General features: G+C 38.7%; 13 protein-coding genes and 2 pseudogenes. 13 read left to right on the forward strand and 2 right to left on the reverse strand.

Annotated elements, in window-relative coordinates:
* Positions 1–88 precede the first annotated feature (88 nt).
* Positions 89–2953: a hypothetical protein gene (locus HSISS3_RS03055; protein ID WP_021151641.1), complete on the reverse strand. Its 2865-nt coding sequence runs from the start codon at positions 2951–2953 to the stop codon at positions 89–91.
* Positions 2954–3485: 532 nt separating this feature from the next.
* On the opposite strand from HSISS3_RS03055, the gene pdxS reads away from it, so the two are divergent.
* The 6 genes and pseudogenes from pdxS (at position 3486) to HSISS3_RS03085 (ending at position 9939) form a co-directional block, all read left to right on the forward strand.
* Complete coding sequence (pdxS, locus tag HSISS3_RS03060) at positions 3486–4358, forward strand: pyridoxal 5'-phosphate synthase lyase subunit PdxS (protein WP_021151642.1); 873 nt, start codon at positions 3486–3488, stop codon at positions 4356–4358.
* A pseudogene (gene pdxT, locus HSISS3_RS03065) lies at positions 4359–4951 on the forward strand (pyridoxal 5'-phosphate synthase glutaminase subunit PdxT).
* A 479-nt stretch (positions 4952–5430) separates the two neighbouring features.
* On the forward strand, positions 5431–5967 hold the full coding sequence (locus HSISS3_RS03070; protein WP_021146114.1) for a hypothetical protein: 537 nt from the start codon (positions 5431–5433) through the stop codon (positions 5965–5967).
* A gap of 84 nt (positions 5968–6051) precedes the next feature.
* A complete protein-coding gene (locus HSISS3_RS03075) occupies positions 6052–6585 on the forward strand; it encodes a hypothetical protein (protein WP_231087392.1) in 534 nt (177 codons plus the stop codon).
* Positions 6586–6588: 3 nt separating this feature from the next.
* Positions 6589–7293 (forward strand): LptM family lipoprotein, encoded by a 705-nt coding sequence (locus tag HSISS3_RS03080; RefSeq protein ID WP_021151644.1) that lies wholly within the window; start codon positions 6589–6591, stop codon positions 7291–7293.
* A gap of 612 nt (positions 7294–7905) precedes the next feature.
* Complete coding sequence (locus HSISS3_RS03085) at positions 7906–9939, forward strand: KxYKxGKxW signal peptide domain-containing protein (RefSeq protein WP_021151645.1); 2034 nt, start codon at positions 7906–7908, stop codon at positions 9937–9939.
* Between the two features lie 281 nt (positions 9940–10220).
* Here HSISS3_RS03085 and HSISS3_RS03090 read toward each other — a convergent pair whose 3' ends face one another.
* The gene (locus tag HSISS3_RS03090; RefSeq protein ID WP_021151646.1) at positions 10221–11117 is read right to left on the reverse strand and encodes an Abi family protein; all 897 of its coding nucleotides are present in this window, start codon (positions 11115–11117) and stop codon (positions 10221–10223) included.
* Positions 11118–11941: 824 nt separating this feature from the next.
* Between HSISS3_RS03090 and HSISS3_RS03095 the strand changes: the two genes are divergently transcribed.
* The 7 genes and pseudogenes from HSISS3_RS03095 to HSISS3_RS03125 all read left to right on the forward strand — a co-directional run bounded on the left by HSISS3_RS03095 (position 11942) and on the right by HSISS3_RS03125 (position 19947).
* A complete protein-coding gene (locus tag HSISS3_RS03095) occupies positions 11942–16681 on the forward strand; it encodes a glycoside hydrolase family 70 protein (protein ID WP_021151647.1) in 4740 nt (1579 codons plus the stop codon).
* 230 nt (positions 16682–16911) lie between these two features.
* On the forward strand, positions 16912–17649 hold the full coding sequence (locus HSISS3_RS03100) for a YhfC family glutamic-type intramembrane protease (protein ID WP_021151648.1): 738 nt from the start codon (positions 16912–16914) through the stop codon (positions 17647–17649).
* Positions 17636–17911: an autorepressor SdpR family transcription factor gene (locus HSISS3_RS03105; RefSeq protein ID WP_002891308.1), complete on the forward strand. Its 276-nt coding sequence runs from the start codon at positions 17636–17638 to the stop codon at positions 17909–17911. Before HSISS3_RS03100 ends, HSISS3_RS03105 begins: the two co-directional genes overlap by 14 nt.
* Complete coding sequence (locus tag HSISS3_RS03110; protein WP_021151649.1) at positions 17901–18488, forward strand: DUF1648 domain-containing protein; 588 nt, start codon at positions 17901–17903, stop codon at positions 18486–18488. The genes HSISS3_RS03105 and HSISS3_RS03110 overlap by 11 nt, the downstream gene beginning before the upstream one ends.
* Before the next feature lie 213 nt (positions 18489–18701).
* A complete protein-coding gene (locus HSISS3_RS03115; RefSeq protein WP_021151650.1) occupies positions 18702–19031 on the forward strand; it encodes a bacteriocin immunity protein in 330 nt (109 codons plus the stop codon).
* Between the two features lie 148 nt (positions 19032–19179).
* Positions 19180–19485, forward strand: a pseudogene (locus HSISS3_RS03120) (hypothetical protein); the annotation flags it as partial.
* Positions 19486–19764: 279 nt separating this feature from the next.
* The gene (locus HSISS3_RS03125; protein ID WP_021151652.1) at positions 19765–19947 is read left to right on the forward strand and encodes a helix-turn-helix domain-containing protein; all 183 of its coding nucleotides are present in this window, start codon (positions 19765–19767) and stop codon (positions 19945–19947) included.
* The last annotated feature ends 51 nt before the right edge of the window (positions 19948–19998 follow it).

Consider the following 19998-nt stretch of genomic DNA (forward strand, 5'->3'; position numbering starts at 1 on the left):
CAAATCAATATTTTGATTTGGGCTTTTTGGTTGTTTTTTTAGTTTGAATAACTCATGAGATTAATATGAGTCAATTTTATGACCTGTTTTACACTTGCTTCGCACGTCCATTTTCATCAAAGTGATAAGTCACACCATTGATGGTACGTGTTTGGTTGGTGACGAGCTCACCAGAGTTTTCATCGTAATAACGAGTTCCCTTGTAGTCTGTTACGAAATCGCCCTTCACTTGCTTACCTTCATAATCAAAGTAGAGATGTTGACCATTGATGACTTGATCGAAGAGGAGAGCCTTACCATCCTTACCGAAGTAGTACCAGTGTCCATCTGCATAGATGAATTGGTTAGTTACCGCAGCTCCAGTTTCAGTGTCAAAGTAGTAAGTTGGGTTGTTTTCTGCTCTATTTGGGAATGAAATGTAAAATTTAGGTCTTATAATTTCTCCTCTAGCCTGGTCGTGCGTTTCGTATTTGTTCATTGGATTGTTAGAGAAGTAATATAATTTCCCATCAATTTCTTTAAGACCTTTAGCTTTTTTGCCGTCTTCCTCTATATAGTACCAACGGCCATCAGATTTAACAAAACCAGTTTTTTTCACAGCTTCGCCAGTTTCGTCATCATAGTAAGGTGGCTCTTGATATACGTTAAAGGAACCACGAAGGACCCTTCCGTTTTGCTCAATATAGTAATCCTTACCATCAATAGTTATTTCCCCAGTTCGTCCATTACTGCTAAGGTAGTATAAATCATTACTAATCTTAATAAACTGATCACGAGGGAGTTCTTTTCGTGCGCCAGTATCTTTATCGTAGTAGTAACCATCAAGAACAGTATCTTTAGCTTGAACTCCATAAGAGTCAAAGTAAACGTGTACCCCATCAATGGTTTGTGAGCCTTTAAGGATATTACCTTGTGCATCTGCATAGTACCATTTACCATTATTGTTGAAGTATTGATTTTTTACAAGAGCGCCGGAATCTTTATCGTAGAATTTAACTGGGCTAGTGTAGGAGTTTGCTTTAACCACATACCCACTACTATCGGTAAATTCTCCTTTAATCTGATTGCCATAATATGGATCAAAGTGAACCTGTACCCCATCGATGGTTTGATCGCCTTTAAGGATTTTTCCTTTTTCATTAAGGTAGTACCAGTTTTCGTTGATGAAAACGTAGCGGTTGGTACCAAGGTCTATTTTAGCACCAGAATCTTTGTCGTAGAAGTAGCCATCATTGCCAAATACACCTTTGGCTTGTTTACCATCATAAGGGTCAAAGTATACAGGAACATTGTTAATGGTTTGAGAACCTTTAAGCCGTTTACCGTCATTTCCAACATAATACCAGTCTTTGTCGACTTGGACATAACTATTGATTACGAGAGCACCAGTGATTCCATCATAGTATTTATCGTTACTAGCAAAATCTCCCTTAACTTGGGCTCCAGTTTTCTCGTCAAAGAAGTATTCAGTGTTGTCAATGACTGTTGCTCCTTTGATGGCCTTGCTATCGCCTCCGATAAAGTAGGTTTTGTCTTTAACTGTTACGAAACGATTAGTAACTAAATTTCCAGAGTCTTTATCGTGAAATTGTTTGTTGTAGTCAAAATCTCCTTTAACCTGTTTACCTCCATATTCAAAATAAACGTGAGCACCGTCAATAGTTTGCTCACCTCTCAAGATTTTTCCATCTTCACCGACATAGTACCAGTTGCCTTTGACCTGAACATAACGATTGATACCAAGGTTGACACGATTACCGTCTTGATCGTAAAAGTAGCCATCGTCAGCAAAATTGTCGAAAACCTGGCTTCCCTCGTAGGTATCGAAGTAGACTTGTTTACCGTCAATTGTTTGAGGCCCAGTTAACCGAATTCCTTGGTCGTTAACATAATAACGTTCATTTCGATGTTTGTAAGGATTGTAAGCGATAACATATTGATTGGTGGCAAGAGCACCAGTATCCTTATCGTAGTATCGAGATTTATTATCTTCCTCATCTTTAACAAAATACCCTTTAGCCTGAATACCATTCTGATGGAAGTAGACCTTAACGCCATCGATGGTTTGTGGTCCCTTTAAAATAGCACCATCATTTCCAGCATAGTACCATTCCCCGTTTAATTCGAAATAGCGGTTTCTTCCGAAATCCACTTGCTTACCATATTTGTCATAATAACGGCCATCAGGAGCAAAATTATTTGTAATTAGTTCCCCGTGTTTATCAAAATAATTCCATGCTCCATTAATTTCTTTGGAACCAATTGCCTTGTTACCATTTTCATCAACGTAATAGGTTCTACCATATTCTTTAACGAATTTGTTAGTAACAAGAGCACCAGAGTCTTTGTCATAATAGTGACCGTCCCAGCCAAAGTTCCCTTTAACCTGAACACCGCCTGGATTGAAGTAGACCTTAACGCCATCAATAGTTTGTGGTCCAGTCAGGTCTTTACCACTAGCATCTTTGTAATGCCAGTAGCCATATTCGTCTCTATAGTATTGACCACCAGTGACGTTTGTTTCATTAGGTGCTGAAGCAGTCTCACTGGCAGCACGGTCTGTAGTTATAGCTTCGCGTGTTTGACCAGAGGCTGATTCTGCAGGAGCTTGGCTTTCACTTGCAGTTGTTGAAGCTGTTTCACTGGTAGTTTCAGAGCTTGCTGTAGAAGTTGTGGCTTGTTCTGAGACATTTGTAGTGATCTCAGTGCTAGTTACATTTTCAGTAGTAGTAGGAGGAGCTTCAACACCCTTTGTTTCTACGAGGTCTGCTGTGGTTTCCACATTGGCAGTGGTAGCAGCAGTCACATCAAGGTTTGATGAGTTATCAGCTTTAGCTTCCTCAGCGAAGGCAGGTCTTGCGATTAAAGTAAAACTTGCAAGAGCAGTTGCACATGAGAATGCAATCAGACGTTTTTTGGACTTAGGTCCAGTAAAATTAGAATGTACTTTCATAATTTTCCTCCTTTTCCTAAATCCTATTATAACTTAATTTAATCGTGTTTCAATAGAATTTAAGACATTTAGCCTAAAATAAGAAAAGGCTTACACAACTCTTTATTGGGAAAATTTTTCACAGTTTTTTCCTCCAATGGTTCTTAAACGCAAAAAAATCCAGGACCTGAGCCCTGAATTTAGGAGATTATGAAAAAGAAAAGTTTTAGGATGGTTATAGTATATAAAGCAAAGCCTAAAGTTTTCTTAAAGTAGAAGATGAGTATTTTTGTGATTTACAAAGAAAGTTGCTGTTAGCTAACTAAAAAATTTAGTAAAGATTATGGTCTATAAACTAAGATGTCATAACCTGTATTCATTTACTAAAAAAGCAGTAAAACCTATAGAAGCAAGCCTTCTAATTTAGTGATTATTCTGTCCATTCTGACAATAGATGCTTAAATTGTCCCCATACAGTTTGTGAAAGAGCTACTTTTCTTCAAAAGTTATCCTGTGTAAAATAAGGGTCATAAAAACATATGAGGTGATTGCTATGACAAATCGTTACGACTTAAATAAAAATTTGGCACAGATGCTTAAGGGAGGCGTCATCATGGACGTTCAAAATCCTGAGCAAGCACGTATTGCAGAAGCAGCTGGAGCAGCTGCGGTTATGGCCTTGGAACGTATTCCAGCTGATATTCGTGCGGTTGGTGGTGTGTCACGTATGAGTGATCCTAAGATGATTAAGGAAATTCAGGACGCTGTCAGTATTCCAGTTATGGCCAAGGTACGTATCGGTCATTTTGTGGAAGCACAGATTTTGCAAGCGATTGAGATTGATTATATCGATGAGAGTGAGGTATTGACGCCTGCCGATGACCTTATTCATGTGGATAAAACCAAGTTTGATGTGCCTTTCGTCTGCGGAGCCAAGGACCTCGGTGAAGCCCTTCGTCGTATTTCTGAAGGGGCATCAATGATTCGTACCAAAGGTGAACCGGGTACAGGTGATATTGTCCAAGCAGTTCACCACTTACGACTCATGAATCAAGAGATTCGTCGCATTCAAAATCTCAGAGATGATGAACTCTACATTACTGCCAAAGACTTACAGGTACCAATTGACTTGGTTCGTTATGTCCATGAACATGGCAAGTTGCCTGTTGTCAATTTTGCGGCAGGTGGTGTAGCGACGCCAGCGGATGCTGCGCTTATGATGCAGTTGGGTGCTGAAGGTGTCTTTGTTGGTTCAGGGATTTTCAAATCAGGAGATCCGAAAAAACGTGCGGAAGCCATCGTCAAAGCAGTGACTAACTATAATCGTCCAGATATTTTGGCGCAAGTGTCAGAAGATTTGGGTGAAGCCATGGTTGGTATCAACAAGGATGAAATTGACATCCTAATGGCAGAGCGAGGAAAATAAATGACAAAAATCGGAATACTGGCTTTGCAAGGTGCTTTTGCAGAACATGAGCAGGTCTTGAAAGCACTTGGGGTTGAAACGGTTCAAATCAGAAATAGACAAGATTGGGAAGCCCACGCTGATTTGGACGGGCTCATTCTACCAGGGGGAGAGTCGACAGTCATGGGGAAACTCTTGCATGATTTAGACTTGTTTGACTTGATAAAGGCGAAAATCGAGAAAGACTTACCTGTTTTTGGTACCTGTGCAGGTCTGATTTTGTTGGCCAAAACCATAGTAGGCGACCAAACAAAACATTTGGCAAGTATGGACATCAGTGTCGCACGCAATGCCTATGGTCGTCAGCTGGGCAGTTTTGTCACAAATGCTGACTTTAAGGGAATTGGTGAGATTCCCATGGTCTTTATTCGTGGACCAATCATTGAAACCGTTGGACCAGAAGTTGAAGTTTTATCTCAGGTCAAGGGAGCCATCGTGGCAGCCAAGGAAAAAATATGCTTGTCACCTCATTTCATCCAGAATTAACAGGTGACACAAGGGTCCATGCCTATTTTCTAGAGATGGTGGCTCAGGTCAAACAAGACAAACTATAATGCTAAACTCTTCATATGATTACTCTTCCACACAAAAAATCCAGGACCTATGCCCTGGATTTAGGAGATTATGAAAAAGAAAAGTTTTAGGATGGTTATAGTATATAAACGAAACCCTAAAGTTTCCTTAAAGTAGAAAATAATTTATCAAAAATAGGTAAAAAGGAAGTTGACAGTTGGTCGACTTCCTTTTCTTATCCCCAAATCCTAATAATTTTGTTGCTCTCATAATCAAAAGAAAGCGCTCTATCCATGTTATAATGGAAATTATAGTTTTTATTCAGAATATTTTGTAATTACTTTTCAGTTTTCCTTGATGTTGATGGGGTATTGAGTGAAAATGTTGTATCTGTAATGTATAAAGTTGTCAGATTTACAAGAAAGTGAGGACTGAGCCTGTGAAGAAGAATTCGAAACGAAATATAGTAGTGGTGTTGTTTATCACACTAGTTATCGCTATTTTAGGAGGAAGCATTTATATGGGACACAAACAAGAACAACAAAAACAAATAGCTAAAGAGCACGCTTTGTATAAACATGGTTTTAGACTTTTAGAAGAGCAACTGGCTACCTATATCAAAGAACACTATGAGGGTGTGAGTAAGATTGAGTTTTCACCTATTTATGAAGATGGTGGAGACGGCTATAGTATGCATACGCTGAATGTTGTTTTTGCTATTTCTGATGAACATGGCAATAGAGCAGTTGTAGATGAAGACGGGAACATACCTTTTGGTACAGCAAATGGATTAACGATGGATTTTGACGGTATTGATGGTAGTCAAGTCATTGAATTAGATAAATACGATAGTGATGAGGTCGTGGACGTATCAAATGATGATAAACTACCCCAGAAAGCTAAGTTAGAAAGTTATGATATGTTAGATACAACCATACAATATTTAGTTAAGAATGGGAAATTGGTTGATGTCAAATCATCAGATAAAGGTAGCTTAGGTGTTAAAGTAGTTTATAACACAGAAATTAAACGAGGTAGTTATAGTAAATGGCGTTAACAGATAAAAACTATCCAGAGTTAAAAGAAAGGGAGGATTGAGCCTGTGAAGATGAATTCGAAACGAAATCGAAATATAGTAGTGATGTTGTTTATTGCACTATTTATCATTCCAATAGTTTTTTCTCTTTTTTTAGGAGATAGGTATGCAGAACACCGTTTGTACAAACATGGTTTCAGACTTTTGGAAGAGCAGATAGCTGTTTATATCAAGGAGAATTATTCAGGTGTCAGCAAGGTAGAATTTACCGATATATACAATTATGGCGATTCTGGACTTTATGTTTATCCCATTATCACGGATAATCATGGAAATCGGACTTTGTTAAATGACAGTATAAATGGTGCTTATGGAACGTTAAGAGGTCTCTATGCACTTGAATTTCACCCTAGCAGTAAAAGTGAGATTATTTATTTAGATAACTCAGCTAATGGTACAGAAATTGATGTTTCTGACTGTCAGACCTTACCAGACAAGGCGAAATGGAAAAAAGATAGCCTGACTGATAGGAATTTTGAAAGATTATTGAAAGCTGGAAGTATAAAGGGAGTAGAAAAAAGCGACAAGGGTAGCCCAGACATGAAAATTGTTTATAACTTGAAGATAAAGGAGAAATAGATTTTGAAAAAATTTAGACTAGCTCTTGCAACGCTATTATCTTTAGTCATCCTCACTGGATGTGGGTTATTGATAAATTATAGAGGAAAACTTGAGAGTAAAATAGGTCCGGCAGCTGAGAAAGTGTACCCAACTAAGAACTTATATGAGTTGTTTGATACCTTTCCCAAAGGGTTCACCATTCGTGTAAGTGATTCATTTGACCAAGATGAGATTTCCATATATCGTAAAATAGTGTTATATGGAAAACCAAAGAATAAGCGTATTGAGGGATATGTTTCATTAAGGAAGGGAGCCAATGAGGTTGAGCGTGTCAATCTTGTTTATTCTCCAAATGGGAAATTAAGTGCAGAGAACTCAAATTACTCAGATGAGTTACTGCCTTATAAGGAATTTTTATTTCAAAAGTTAACCTTGAATAAAAAAGTCTTTTCTAAACTAAAAGTGATTTCTAAATCTTATAATTGGGAGACAGGAGAAGGTGAAATAGAATACGGTATCAAGAATAAAGATATTAATAAATTCTTACACCTAGGTAAAGACGAAGAGGTTACCATGGCTGTTAAAGCAGATAGTGATTTATTATCAGATAATGATGTATTATCTGATGGTGATTATTTCTTACCAATTCGGTTTTATCAGAATCTACTGAAATCTTGGCACTCAGAAGGTATTATAGGTAGTCTGGAGGAAGAAAATAATGACTAATGTAACTTATAGCTTGAAGATGAAGGAGAAATAGTTTTAGCGACAGGATGGACACTCGTTTCCTGATTAGTAGTGGTATCTATCACTGTAGTAAATATTTAGTAAAAAACTCTAGGTATATTTCTAAGTTACTTAGAGTTTTTTGCTACTTTTGATTGTGAGAGAGAAAAAATATTTTCAAATAGGTTTCTAAAAGCGTCAAAAGTCGTGTTAGACAAGCTTTTAAGCGTTTACGCAAGTTGTTTGGCTTGTTTTTTTATTTTCTAAAATTATCAATATAGTGTAAGCAAATAATAAGGTTTACGTAAAATATTCGCCATATAGGGCTTACTTTGGTTACAAAGGATGCTCATTCGCTCTAATGTATGAGGATTGAAAACAGATGAAAGCGAGGCTTTCTTTGTCATTTAACAAAAAATAAGAGATTTTAAAAAAAGAGCTTTCTAAGATAAAAAGGTATGGTTTACATAGCCTTACCTTGCTTTTCCGTGAGAAATATGACTAGAAGGTTAGTCTTATGAGATTAGGGTTATGCTACTGTAATTGTATTCGCTATTGATATGGCTTATCATATTAGGTGTTAAATGGAAAAAGCATAGAAAGGTGTATGTTATGGAAAAGAAAGTTGGATTTAAACTACACAAGGTTAAGAAAAATTGGGTGACTATCGGAGTTAGTACTCTGTCAATGGTTGCTTTAGCGGGTGGTGTCTTTTTGACAGATCAATCTGCAAAGGCAGATGAGGTGCCAGTTCCTAATAAGGGCGGTTATGAACAATCAGATGCTGGTATTGAATCAAGTGCATCACTGGTTAATCAAAGCTATACACCAACCTTAACAGAAGATGCTACTTACGTGTCAGCGGTGCCATCAAACTCTGGAAGTCAAATGACTGCAAGATACGAGGCGTCATCATCTTATTCAACAGAAGGCTCATCAGCGTCTGTTATTGGTGCTGGAGTAACTAGTGGTGGAGAGGTTGTAAGTACTGGTCAAGGAAGTGTGTCATCAGGTACTTCACAGGCTTCACAAGGTGCACAAGTTACTGAAACACAGACCTCTAATACAACAACACCTGGTTCAGGTTATCAATCAGGTAGCAGTTCTGCGTCAGTGAGTGTTAGTTCGTCAAGTTCTTCAAGCTCATCAAGTTCTGCATGGTATTCTTACTCGTCTTCATCATCATGGTCTTCATCATCTGATGCTAGTGGATTTGCAGCATTTACGACGAATTGGCCTGATTTGAATGCCATTAATTTAAATGGTCGTCGTAACACAACAATCACGATTACAGCTTCTGGAACGACTCCAAATGTAACCATTATTTCAAATTCAAATAAATTGATTCCTAATGTGTCAGTGACAAATTCAAATGGTTCAACACCGAATGTCACTATCATTACACAAGGAAACAAACAAAATAATTCAGGCTATCAAATCATCTCAGGTGAGACAAAACCAAGTGTAGATTCAAACACTCACAAGTCATCATTTGTCCGTGTAGGTGAAAATCAATGGTATTATTTTGACCAAAACGGCCAAAAAGTGAAAGGTGAACACGTTATCGATGGTAAGACTTATTACTTCTTAGATAATGGTCTTCAAGCTCGTGACTATCTTCTTAAAGGTGGCGACGGCTACACTTATTACTATGATAAAAATGGTGTCAAAGCCATTAATGGTTTCTACGATTTTGCAGGCTACCGCAAAGATGTCCGCTACTTTGATTGCTATGGACATATGGCAACTGGCCTCGTTGAAATGTCTGGTGTGACCTTCTACTTTGACACGCAAACAGGTATCCAAGCTAAAGACAAATTTATTCGTTTTGCTGACGGTCATATCCGCTACTTCATTCCAGATACTGGTTACATGGCGGTTAACACCTTTGTTCAAAACAAAGAAAACCAAGCTTGGTACTACCTAGATGAACATGGATATGCTGTGACAGGGAAGCGTATCATTAATGGTAAGGAATACTGTTTTGATGCAGAAGGCCGTCAAATCAAAGGTCAATTGGTGAATCAAGGCAGCACAAGTTACTACATTTCTGCTCAAACGGGTGAAATGGCTGTGTCACGCTTTATCTTTGAAAATAACAACTGGTATTACGCTGATGCTTCAGGAAATCTCGTTCAGGGAGCAAAAGTGATTGATGGCAAACAGTATTACTTCAACAAAGATCACAGTCAGCTAAAAGGTGGCTGGGCAGAAGGGCGTTATTATGACGCTGTCACTGGTGAAGCAGCCATCAACCAGTTCATCCAAATAGCAGCTAACCAATGGGCTTATCTCAACCAACAAGGCTACAAGGTAACAGGCCTTCAAACCATTAACGATAAGGTTTACTACTTTGGAAGCAATGGTGCGCAAGTTAAAGGTAAAGTGCTTACTATCAATGGTAAGAAATGTTACTTTGATGCTCACACAGGTGAACAGGTTGCCAACCGTCTTGTCGAAGTGACACGTGGTTGCTGGTATTATTTCAACGCAGCTGGTCAAGCAGTGACAGGACAACAGGTTGTCAATGGTAAACACCTTTATTTTGACGCTTCAGGTCGTCAAGTGAAAGGTCGCCATGTTTATGTTGGTGGTAAACGTCTCTTTTGTGATGCCAGAACTGGCGAATTGCGACGTGGTCGTTAATATTAATATGATTTAAGAATCTAGAGAACTTTTTCCCTTTCCAATTTCAATTATTAATTTTTCCTATCAAATCTCTAGATTATTAAATAATTCAAAGCCAGCAGTTGCTGGCTTTTGATTTTTCTTGGCGAATGAGGTGATAGCAGTAGCTCTTTTTAGCGGTGTAACAGTTTATATATCAGGAGAAATAGAAAAAAGCCAGCAAAGACCGCTGACTTTTTTCAATAACCCGATATAAAATGCGAGCCAAGGTTTTACCTTGTTTCCTCATATCAATAGTATTATGTTTTATCCAAAAAGTCAACTGATTTTTTGAAAATTGATTCAAAGAATTTTTTTAAAGACGTTGAATGATTTATCATCTCACTATTCTCATAATATCTGTTTAATACTTCAGTTCCCTCTTTATACCGTCTCTTATTAAGTTCGTCGGAGCAAATTTTTGAGTGTATATAAAACAAATTAACTAAATCAATAATTTTGGGATACTTAACTAATCCGTTATTGATACCCATTGTATTTGAAAATGATTTGGTAGATGGATAAGGTCTTGGAATCATATCCTCTTTTAAAAATAGATTGATTAAAAATACATCATTATGAGCACAAGAGTTACGGATGTTCTTAATGAATCTGTGTTCCTTAGCATAAAGTTTCTCGTATTTAGGGGTTCTAGATTCAATATAGAACTCTAAAAATTGGACTAACGTTCCAAAATCAATAATTTCCATAAGGACCCAAGATGAAATTTGTGTTCTTTTACGAAACATGTCTAATCGATATTTACTGCTTCTAAAATGTGACAGTACCTCATTGAACTTTTTAGGGAATTTATCTTGAAACTCTTTAACAATTGTATAACCATCCTCGTTATCATCATCAGTTAGGATTCTCATAAGGTTAGTTCTTGTTGCATGTTCAATGTCTAAACAAAGCATGAGTAGATATTCTCTTAAACGTACATCTAATTTAGCAGTGGCAACGAGATGATCAAATGTTAACTTATCATATCCCCCTTGAGGAAGTTTAGGGAAATTTTTTCTATAACTAGAAATTTTATAATAGTAACTTCTAGTTTTGAGATAGTTTTCAATTTGATCTTCAGTATAGCTACCAGGAGATATATTTTTATCCTCAAGTTTTTGAATAAGATCTTTAAAAGATAATTTGGGTTTCATTATTTCTCCTATTTTTCTCAATACTTACACCCCTATATATTTGAGGTAGGTATGTTCTTAGCAGGTTGTAAGATGAGGTGTGTAATCGTTATCATGGTTAGATTATAGCAAAGAATTTCACGAAAAGAAAACTTTCTTATTTTTTGATAAAAGACCTTTTATATTTCACACAATATAAAATATAAAGTGTTCAAAAATAAAAATTTCTTCGAAAAAGATAATAAGTTGAGATGTGCTACCCTTGTCTCTAATTAAAAGGAAAATTTAAAATTACTCGTTAAAATAAGATGACTTTGGCTTACGTTGAAAGTTCTGAAACCGACCAAGGAATACTGAACTATCCTATTATAACCGGCTGAAAACGGGGTATAATTATCAAAAAGACTCAGTTACTTTTGATCAAAGAGTAAGGGTGTTATGGAACTTAATGTCACAGATAAAACAACTTGTGTAAAAATACCAACGAAGAGTTTCGCGGGCTACCAAACATGGAAAGCGCCATGACCTTCGAATGAGTTAATCACGCAGGTTTTCACAGTTATATGTCAGTATCTCTAGCCAAATCCTTTATTTCATCTTAGAAATGAAGGTTTTTTTATTTAAATTTACATTAATTTTGTAGGCTTGGGAGGAGTTGTTAAAAAGTCCCTAGCCTAATGATTATCGTTAGTTATGTCATCTCTAGTTTAGGAGTTAGCTCATTTAGACCGCCTTTCTGAGAAAAGAAAGGTGCTTACATTAAGCTGACATTATAGTTGTGTAATTGTATTCCCTTATCAAATAGCTTATGATAGAAATATTATAAGGGAAAAAGGTTATATACTATGGAACATAAAGTACGCTTTAAACTGCATAAAGTGAAGAAGAATTGGGTAACGATTGGGGTAACAGCACTCTCAATGGTTACCGTTGCTGGTGGCACTTTGTTGGAAGACCAACAGGTTCAGGCCGATGAGCAAAATGCTGCGAATCAGTCGGGTGATAGCAGTCAGAATTTGCTTCGAGAAGCGTCTGCCACAACTAATGATACAGCAACTACAGTAGCACCAACTATCTCAGCAGATGCCAATACTGCTAGCGTCAACATTCCTGTCGCAGATGCCACTAACACGACAACAGCTGCCACAGATAGAGCAGCGGCACCTACTACAACTGCAGCGACAGTTGATACTAACTCAGGTCAAGCAGCACCAAGTACAAATGTGCAAGCAACTGCGGCTGATACGAGTGCTACACCTACAGATACAAATAATGCGACTGCAACAGCTACGACAGACCGTGCAGCAACAACTGATACGGCAAATACAGAAGCTCGTACACGTAGTCGTCGTGCCTTGGCAGAAACTCGTGAAGCCAACACCAACACGTCAACTGGCATCCAATGGATTAACGGCAAACAATACTATGTCAATAGTGACGGTAGTGTGCGTAAGAACTTTGTCTTTGAGCAAGATGGTAAGTCATATTACTTTGATGCTGAAACAGGGGCTCTTGCGACCAAGTCACAGGATGAATTTTCAACAGAACCTATCAAGGCAGCTGTGGATTTTTCATCTGGAAATCAGCTCTACAAAAACGATAACAAGTCTTTGGACCAACTCGACACCTTCATCACAGCGGATGCCTGGTACCGTCCAAAGAGTATTCTCAAGGATGGTAAGACTTGGACAGCTTCAACTGAAGCGGACAAACGGCCTCTCTTGATGGTTTGGTGGCCTGATAAATCGACTCAGGTTAACTACCTTAACTACATGCAAAATCAAGGTCTTGGTGCAGGTTCATTTTCAACCAACTCTAGCCAGGAAAGTCTAAATCTAGCTGCTAAAGCGGTTCAGACTAAGATTGAAGAGCGTATTGCGCGTGAAGGCAATACCAACTGGTTGCATACAAGTATTGATCAGTTTATCAAGACTCAGCCAGGTTGGAATAGTAGCACTGAAAATAGTTCATACGACCACTTGCAAGGTGGACAGTTGCTCTTTAACAACAGTAAGGGTGATACTGGTAATCGTACCAGCTACGCCAACTCTGACTATCGTCTACTTAACCGCACACCTACTAACCAGACGGGTACACGTAAGTACTTCAAGGACAATTCTATCGGTGGTCTTGAGTTCTTGCTTGCCAACGATATTGATAACTCAAACCCAGCTGTTCAGGCGGAGCAACTTAACTGGCTCCACTTTATGATGAATATCGGAAGCATCATGGCCAACGATCCAACAGCCAACTTTGACGGTTTGCGTGTCGATGCTTTGGACAATGTGGATGCTGACCTTCTCCAAATCGCTTCAGATTACTTCAAAGCAGCCTATGGTGTTGACAAGTCTGAAGCCAATGCGATCAAACACTTGTCATACTTGGAAGCTTGGTCTGCCAACGACCCATATTACAACAAGGACAATAAGGGGGCACAACTGCCGATTGATAATGCCCTTCGTAATGCTCTTACCAACCTTTTGATGCGTGATAAAAATACACGTATGCAACTTGGGGACATGACTGCTTTTATGAATAGTAGTTTGAATCCACGTGGTGCTAATGATAAGAACGGTGAACGTATGGCCAACTATATTTTCACCCGTGGCCACGATACTGAAGCGCAAACCATTATCCAACGTATCATTCGTGATCGTATCAATCCAAATCTGTTTGGTTACAATTTCACCCGTGATGAAATTAAGAAGGCCTTCGAGATTTACAATGAGGATATTGATAAGGCTCATAAAACTTATGCGTCTTACAACTTGCCATCTGTCTATGCCCTCATGTTGACCAACAAGGACTCTGTAACACGTGTTTATTACGGTGACCTCTACCGTGAGGATGGTCACTACATGGCGAAAAAGACGCCTTACTTTGATGCTATCGACACCCTCTTGCGTGCCCGTATCAAGTATGTAGCTGGTGGTCAAGACATGGAAGTGAAGAAAGTCGGAAATGACGGCCTCTTGACATCAGTTCGTTATGGTAAAGGTGCCAATAACAGAACTGATTGGGGAACTGCTGAAACCCGTACGCAAGGGATGGGTGTCATCATGACCAACAACTATGATTTCCGATTGGGTAGCAATGAAACTGTAACGATGAATATGGGTAGAGCCCACCGTAATCAGCTTTACCGTCCATTGCTTTTGACGACTAAGGATGGTCTAGCAACCTACCTCAACGATTCTGATGTACCTTCAAACCTTCTTAAACGTACCGACTGGAATGGGAACTTGACCTTCAATGCCAACGATGTTTTTGGTGTGGAAAATGTGCAAGTATCAGGTTACCTCGGTGTCTGGGTACCAGTCGGGGCTAAGGCTAACCAAGACGCACGTACACAGCCAAGTAACCGTGCCAATAGCGATGGACAAGTTTACAAGTCTTCAGCAGCCCTTGATTCGCAAGTCATGTATGAAGCCTTCTCAAACTTCCAAGCTTTTGCGGACGATCAGCCAGAACTCTACATGAACCGTGTCTTGGCTAAGCACACTGACTTGCTCAAAGCTTGGGGTGTTACGTCTGTTGGACTTCCACCACAGTACGTTTCAAGTAAAGATGGTACCTTCCTTGATTCAACAATTGACAATGGTTATGCCTTTGATGACCGTTATGACATGGCCTTGAGTCAAAATAACAAGTATGGCTCACTTGAGGACCTCCTTAATGTTCTTCGTGCCCTCCACAAAGATGGTATTCAAGCCATTGCTGACTGGGTGCCAGACCAAATTTATAACCTTCCAGGAAAAGAAGTAGTTAATGCCACACGTGTTAACGGCTACGGTTATCACCAACAAGGTTATCAAATTGTGGACCAAGCCTATGTGGCAAATACCCGTACAGATGGTACAGACTATCAAGGTAAATATGGTGGTGCCTTCCTTGATGAGCTTAAAGCTAAGTACCCATCTATTTTCAACCGTGTGCAAATCTCAAATGGTAAGCAGTTGCCTACGAATGAAAAGATTACCAAATGGTCTGCTAAGTACTTCAATGGAACCAATATCCTTGGACGAGGTATCAACTATGTCCTTCGTGATGACAAGACCAACCAGTACTTTAATACCTCAGCCAACGGCCAACTCTTGCCAACACCACTTCGTGACACAGGTGCCATCACAAGCACTCAAGTCTTCCAACGTCGTGGACAAGACGTTTACTTCCTTCGTGATAACCAAACCGTTAAGAATGAATTTGTTCAAGATGGTAACGGTAACTGGTATTACTTCGGTGGTGACGGTAAGATGACCAAGGGTGCTCGAAACATCAATAACAAGGATTACTATTTCTTTGACAATGGTATCCAATTGCGTAACGCCCTTCGTCGTGCTAGCAACGGCTATACCTACTATTACGGTCTAGACGGTGCCATGGTTAAGAATGCCTTCGTTGATTTTGATGACAAACATAAGCAGGTTCGTGCCTTTACGACTCAAGGAACAATGGTAGTAGGTAACCTTCATTGGAGTGGCCACCATTTCTACTTTGACCGTGAAACTGGTATTCAGGCTAAGGATCGCATTGTCCGTACAGATGATGGCAAATTGCATTACTATGTTGCTGAAACTGGTGATATGGGACGTAACGTCTTTGCGACAGACAGCAGCACAGGTAAACGTTATTACTTTGACGCTGACGGTAATACTGTGACTGGTTCACGTGTCATTGATGGTAAGACTTATTACTTTAACCAAGATGGTAGCGTCGGTACGGCCTACAGCAATCGTGCAGATTCTATTATCTTTGAAAATGGTAAGGCTCGCTACATCACACCAGCAGGCGAAATCGGACGCAGCATCTTTGTCTATAATCCAGCAACTAAGGCTTGGAATTACTTTGATAAAGAAGGTAACCGTGTTACAGGACGTCAATACATTGATGGTCACCTTTATTACTTCAAGGAAGATGGTAGCCAAGCTAAGGGTGAAATTATCGAAGAAAATGGCATCAAATATTATTATGAGCCAGAATCAGGTATTCTTGCTAGCGGACGCTATCTCCAAGTAGGTGATGACCAGTGGATGTACTTCAAACACGATGGTTCACTGGCTATCGGCCAAGTTCGTGCTGATCATGGATACCTTAAGTACTTTGATAAAAATGGTATCCAAGTTAAGGGGAAAACTGTTGTCGAAGATGGTAAGACTTATTACTATGATGCCCACAGTGGAGCTCTTGTCACAAGCAGCTTTGCTGAGATTGCACCAAACCAATGGTCTTACTTCAATACTGATGGCCAAGCCCTTAAAGGCAAGTGGACTATCAATGGCAAGGAATACTACTTTGACGAAAATGGTATCCAATACAAAGGCAAGGCCATTAAGGTCGGCAGTCGTTACAAGTACTATGACGAAAACGACGGTCAACCTGTAACCAACCGCTTTGCTCAAATCGAGCCTAACGTCTGGGCTTACTTCGGAGCAGATGGTTATGCCGTAACAGGCGAACAAGTCATCAATGGCCAACACCTTTACTTTGATCAATCAGGTCGCCAAGTTAAAGGTGCCTACGTCACAGTTAACGGTCAACGCCGTTATTACGATGCTAACACTGGCGAATATGTCCCAGAAAGATAAGCAGTAGGAGCTCATGTGACTGACCAGAGAACACACAGCCGAGAATGAGGGAAAATTCTCAAGAAGAAAGATCGTGAAAACGGTCTTTTTTTGATGAACTATTTCGATCTTTTCCGAAATAGCATTGACAGTGCTTTCGGAAAAGCGTAGAATCTTTTTCGAAAAGTATAGAAATAGGTATTCTCACTTAAGTCGTACTGATGCTCTGTATCAAGGAAAGGATAAATCAAATGGAAACATTCCTTTTTATGACAATTCTTGCCATGTTAGTTATCGCCATCATAAGTTTTATCGTTCTGAAGAAAAGATGGCAATTTTCAATCAAGCTCTTTTTAGTAGGTCTGATTGGTTTTGCCTTACCTGTCATGATGATTGAAGGACCTATCAATGCTTTAGTTCTTTCAAGCTTTGCTCACTCTTCTAAATGTTTTGCCGTTGTTTACGGAGGACTTATGGCTGGCCTTATTGAAGAAACAACACGGTATGTGGTTTTTAGGGTCCTTGCTAAGAAAAGAAGTTTGATAACGTCTGATATTGTAGCCTACGGTTTTGGACATGGTCTTAGTGAATTTATTTTACTTGGGGTGATGGGCTTACTCACTAACATCATTGTTTTACAGGCCATCCATTCAGGGCAGGCCAGTCAGTTACCGTCACTTCTTGTGAGTCAGGTCAAGCAACTAACTGGATTTGCTGTGGTTATGTCTCTCTTTGAAAGACTGGTTGCCTTACTACTACAAGTCTTGCTTACAGTTTGGGATTTTCTAGCAGTCACTAAGCATAAGCTTTCATTCTATTTTGGGGCGATATTACTTCATGCTACCATCGATTTTTTGGCAGGTGCTTATCAACAAGGGATAGTCAGAAATATCTTATTAATCGAAGTCATATTAGCTATTTATGTGCTAGGTGTCGGACTTGTGACACGCCAAATTTGGAAAAAGGAGGAAACTCATGGGCTTATCTGAAACCTTAAAAGCCATCTCTGCCCCTGTGAGGAGAGAAATTTTAGACTATCTAAAGTCTGGGCCCAAGTCTGCTGGTGAAATCAGCCAGCAGTTTGACTTGGCTCCCGCAACAGTTTCTCATCATTTGTCTACCTTGAGAAAAGCAGGACTTATTGAAGAAGAAAAGCAGAAGAATTTTATTTACTATAGTTTGAACTTAACCGTTTTTGAAGAAATTTTAACGTGGATTCAGTCACTTGGAGGAAAAGAAGATGAAAAATAATATGCAAAGAGTCATTGGTAATATAGTGATATTTACACCGGTTATTGTCGGACTAGTCTTTTACAACCAACTACCAAATCAGATTGCTATCCACTTTAATGTGGAAGAACAAGCCAATGGTTTTATGAATCGCAATCTAGCAATAGTTGTCCTTCCTTTTATTGATCTTGCCATTTATAATCTCTTATTTTCATATTTTAAACAAATAACCATTTCATTCTTAAAAGAGTTTATGTTATGGCTTATTCCGATTTCTGCAGTTATCATTCAAGGTCTCATATTGACTGTTGCCATGGGCGGACATGTCCAAGTTCGATTGACTGTCATTTGGTTAGTGGCACTCATTTTTCTAGTAATCGGAAATTATCTTCCTAAAAGTATTGGTCTAGCTACTAAAAATCACAGTGAGAGCAGTAACTCAGTAGCGAGAAAGTTAGGTTACCTAATGGTTACAATGAGTCTTGCCTTGCTAATCAGTCTTTGCTTTAATCCCTATACTACAATTATTATTTTAGGTATTTTTGTATTTCTCATCTTGAGTGTCTTGTTACCCAATTTTCGCAGTTTAAGAAAGTAATCGTCTGATTACTTCTTTTTGTCTGTTGGTGCTATATTTGAACCATTTGTGACAGAAAGATATTTTGGGTCTTGAATTTGCTATGCTAGATGTGTATAATGATGTCACAGCGAACGATTAAAAGAGGTCGTTGCTCATGACAACACAAACAATTAACCAATTTAATTCACTTGCTCGACCTAATCTTGCTACAGGTTATAGGAGGTAATCTAGATGACAAAAAGCAATAACACGCAAATTACGGATATCTTAAACAATATCTATAATCTGATTGTAAATCCAGAAACAACTGAAAATGAGAGAGAGTTGCTCGTAACGTTTAAAAATGAAATCGAAGTTGGAAAGAAGGATAATGATGAACTTCTTGCAGAATTATGCAGAGCTATTCAAGTTCTAGCAGTCCGCAATCTTTCTAAAGGCAAATCACTGAGTTCTGGAGTGAGTGACTTGAGTAAGACACTCACAGAATTCCAAGAAAAATCAGAACGTAACTTTAATCTAGCAAGAGGATTAACATCACTCGGTAGTTTGTCTTTTAAATGATTTATCTGCTTGTGATGATTAGTAAAATGACCAAAAAGATTAACTGAATTCAACCTGCTAAGTTGGATTTAGTTGATCTTTTATTGTTCTTATCTGGAGTGTCTTGTTACCCAATTTTCGCCATTTCATTTAAGGGAAGGATTCAAGAATGACGTATAAAAGGAATCTGATAGAAGACAACAAAAGAGCTGAGAATCAGAGCTTTCTCTACTTCCTACACGAGGAGAAAAAATTTGATGTAAAAGCACTTGATGATTTGTGTCAGTATATCTCGGAACTGGATACAATTAGTTTTGAGCAGTTGAGAGATATTCATTTTATTGAGACTCAAATGCTACGCCATCTCGTGTATCATTTTGATGATAATGATTTAAGTAAGATTTCGAATCTCCCTTTTGAGTATTGGGAGTATATAGAACCCTTTGAACGCTTAGTAGCAAGTTTGTATGAGGGGGTGATGGCAAGGAATGACACTTATCCAGGTCATAATAAAGATTTGTTGGAGACTTTGAACCAACAATTTGGCTATGTTAAAGATGTTAAGGAATATTTTGATTTGAAGTAGATTTATGGAAGAGATTTTGCAGGTAGCTTCTTTTAGGGGCTACCTTTTTTGGTGTTGATTATTTAATCGAAATATCAAAAAAGCCACTGATATATAAAATGATATAGTCCTACTTAAGTAGACAGTAAAAATACATAAAGTACTGTTTACGAAAGTAGGATTTTTATTATGTCTAGAAAAAGTAAGGTTTCTTTTGAAGGCAAGCTGAGGGCTGTTACCTGGTATCTTGAAGGTAAAGCCTCCTGTTCTCAACTAGCTCGTCAGTTTGGGGTCAATCCTTGTACTATTAAAGACTGGGCTACAGCCTATCAATATCAAGGGCACGAGGGGCTAAAGGTCTCTAAAGCATAACCAAAATTATTCTACAGAGTTTAAGCTAAAATGCATTGAAGCCTATTTAAC

Origin of the sequence: Streptococcus sp. HSISS3, assembly GCF_000448605.1 — a bacterium.
Lineage (GTDB): Bacteria > Bacillota > Bacilli > Lactobacillales > Streptococcaceae > Streptococcus > Streptococcus raffinosi.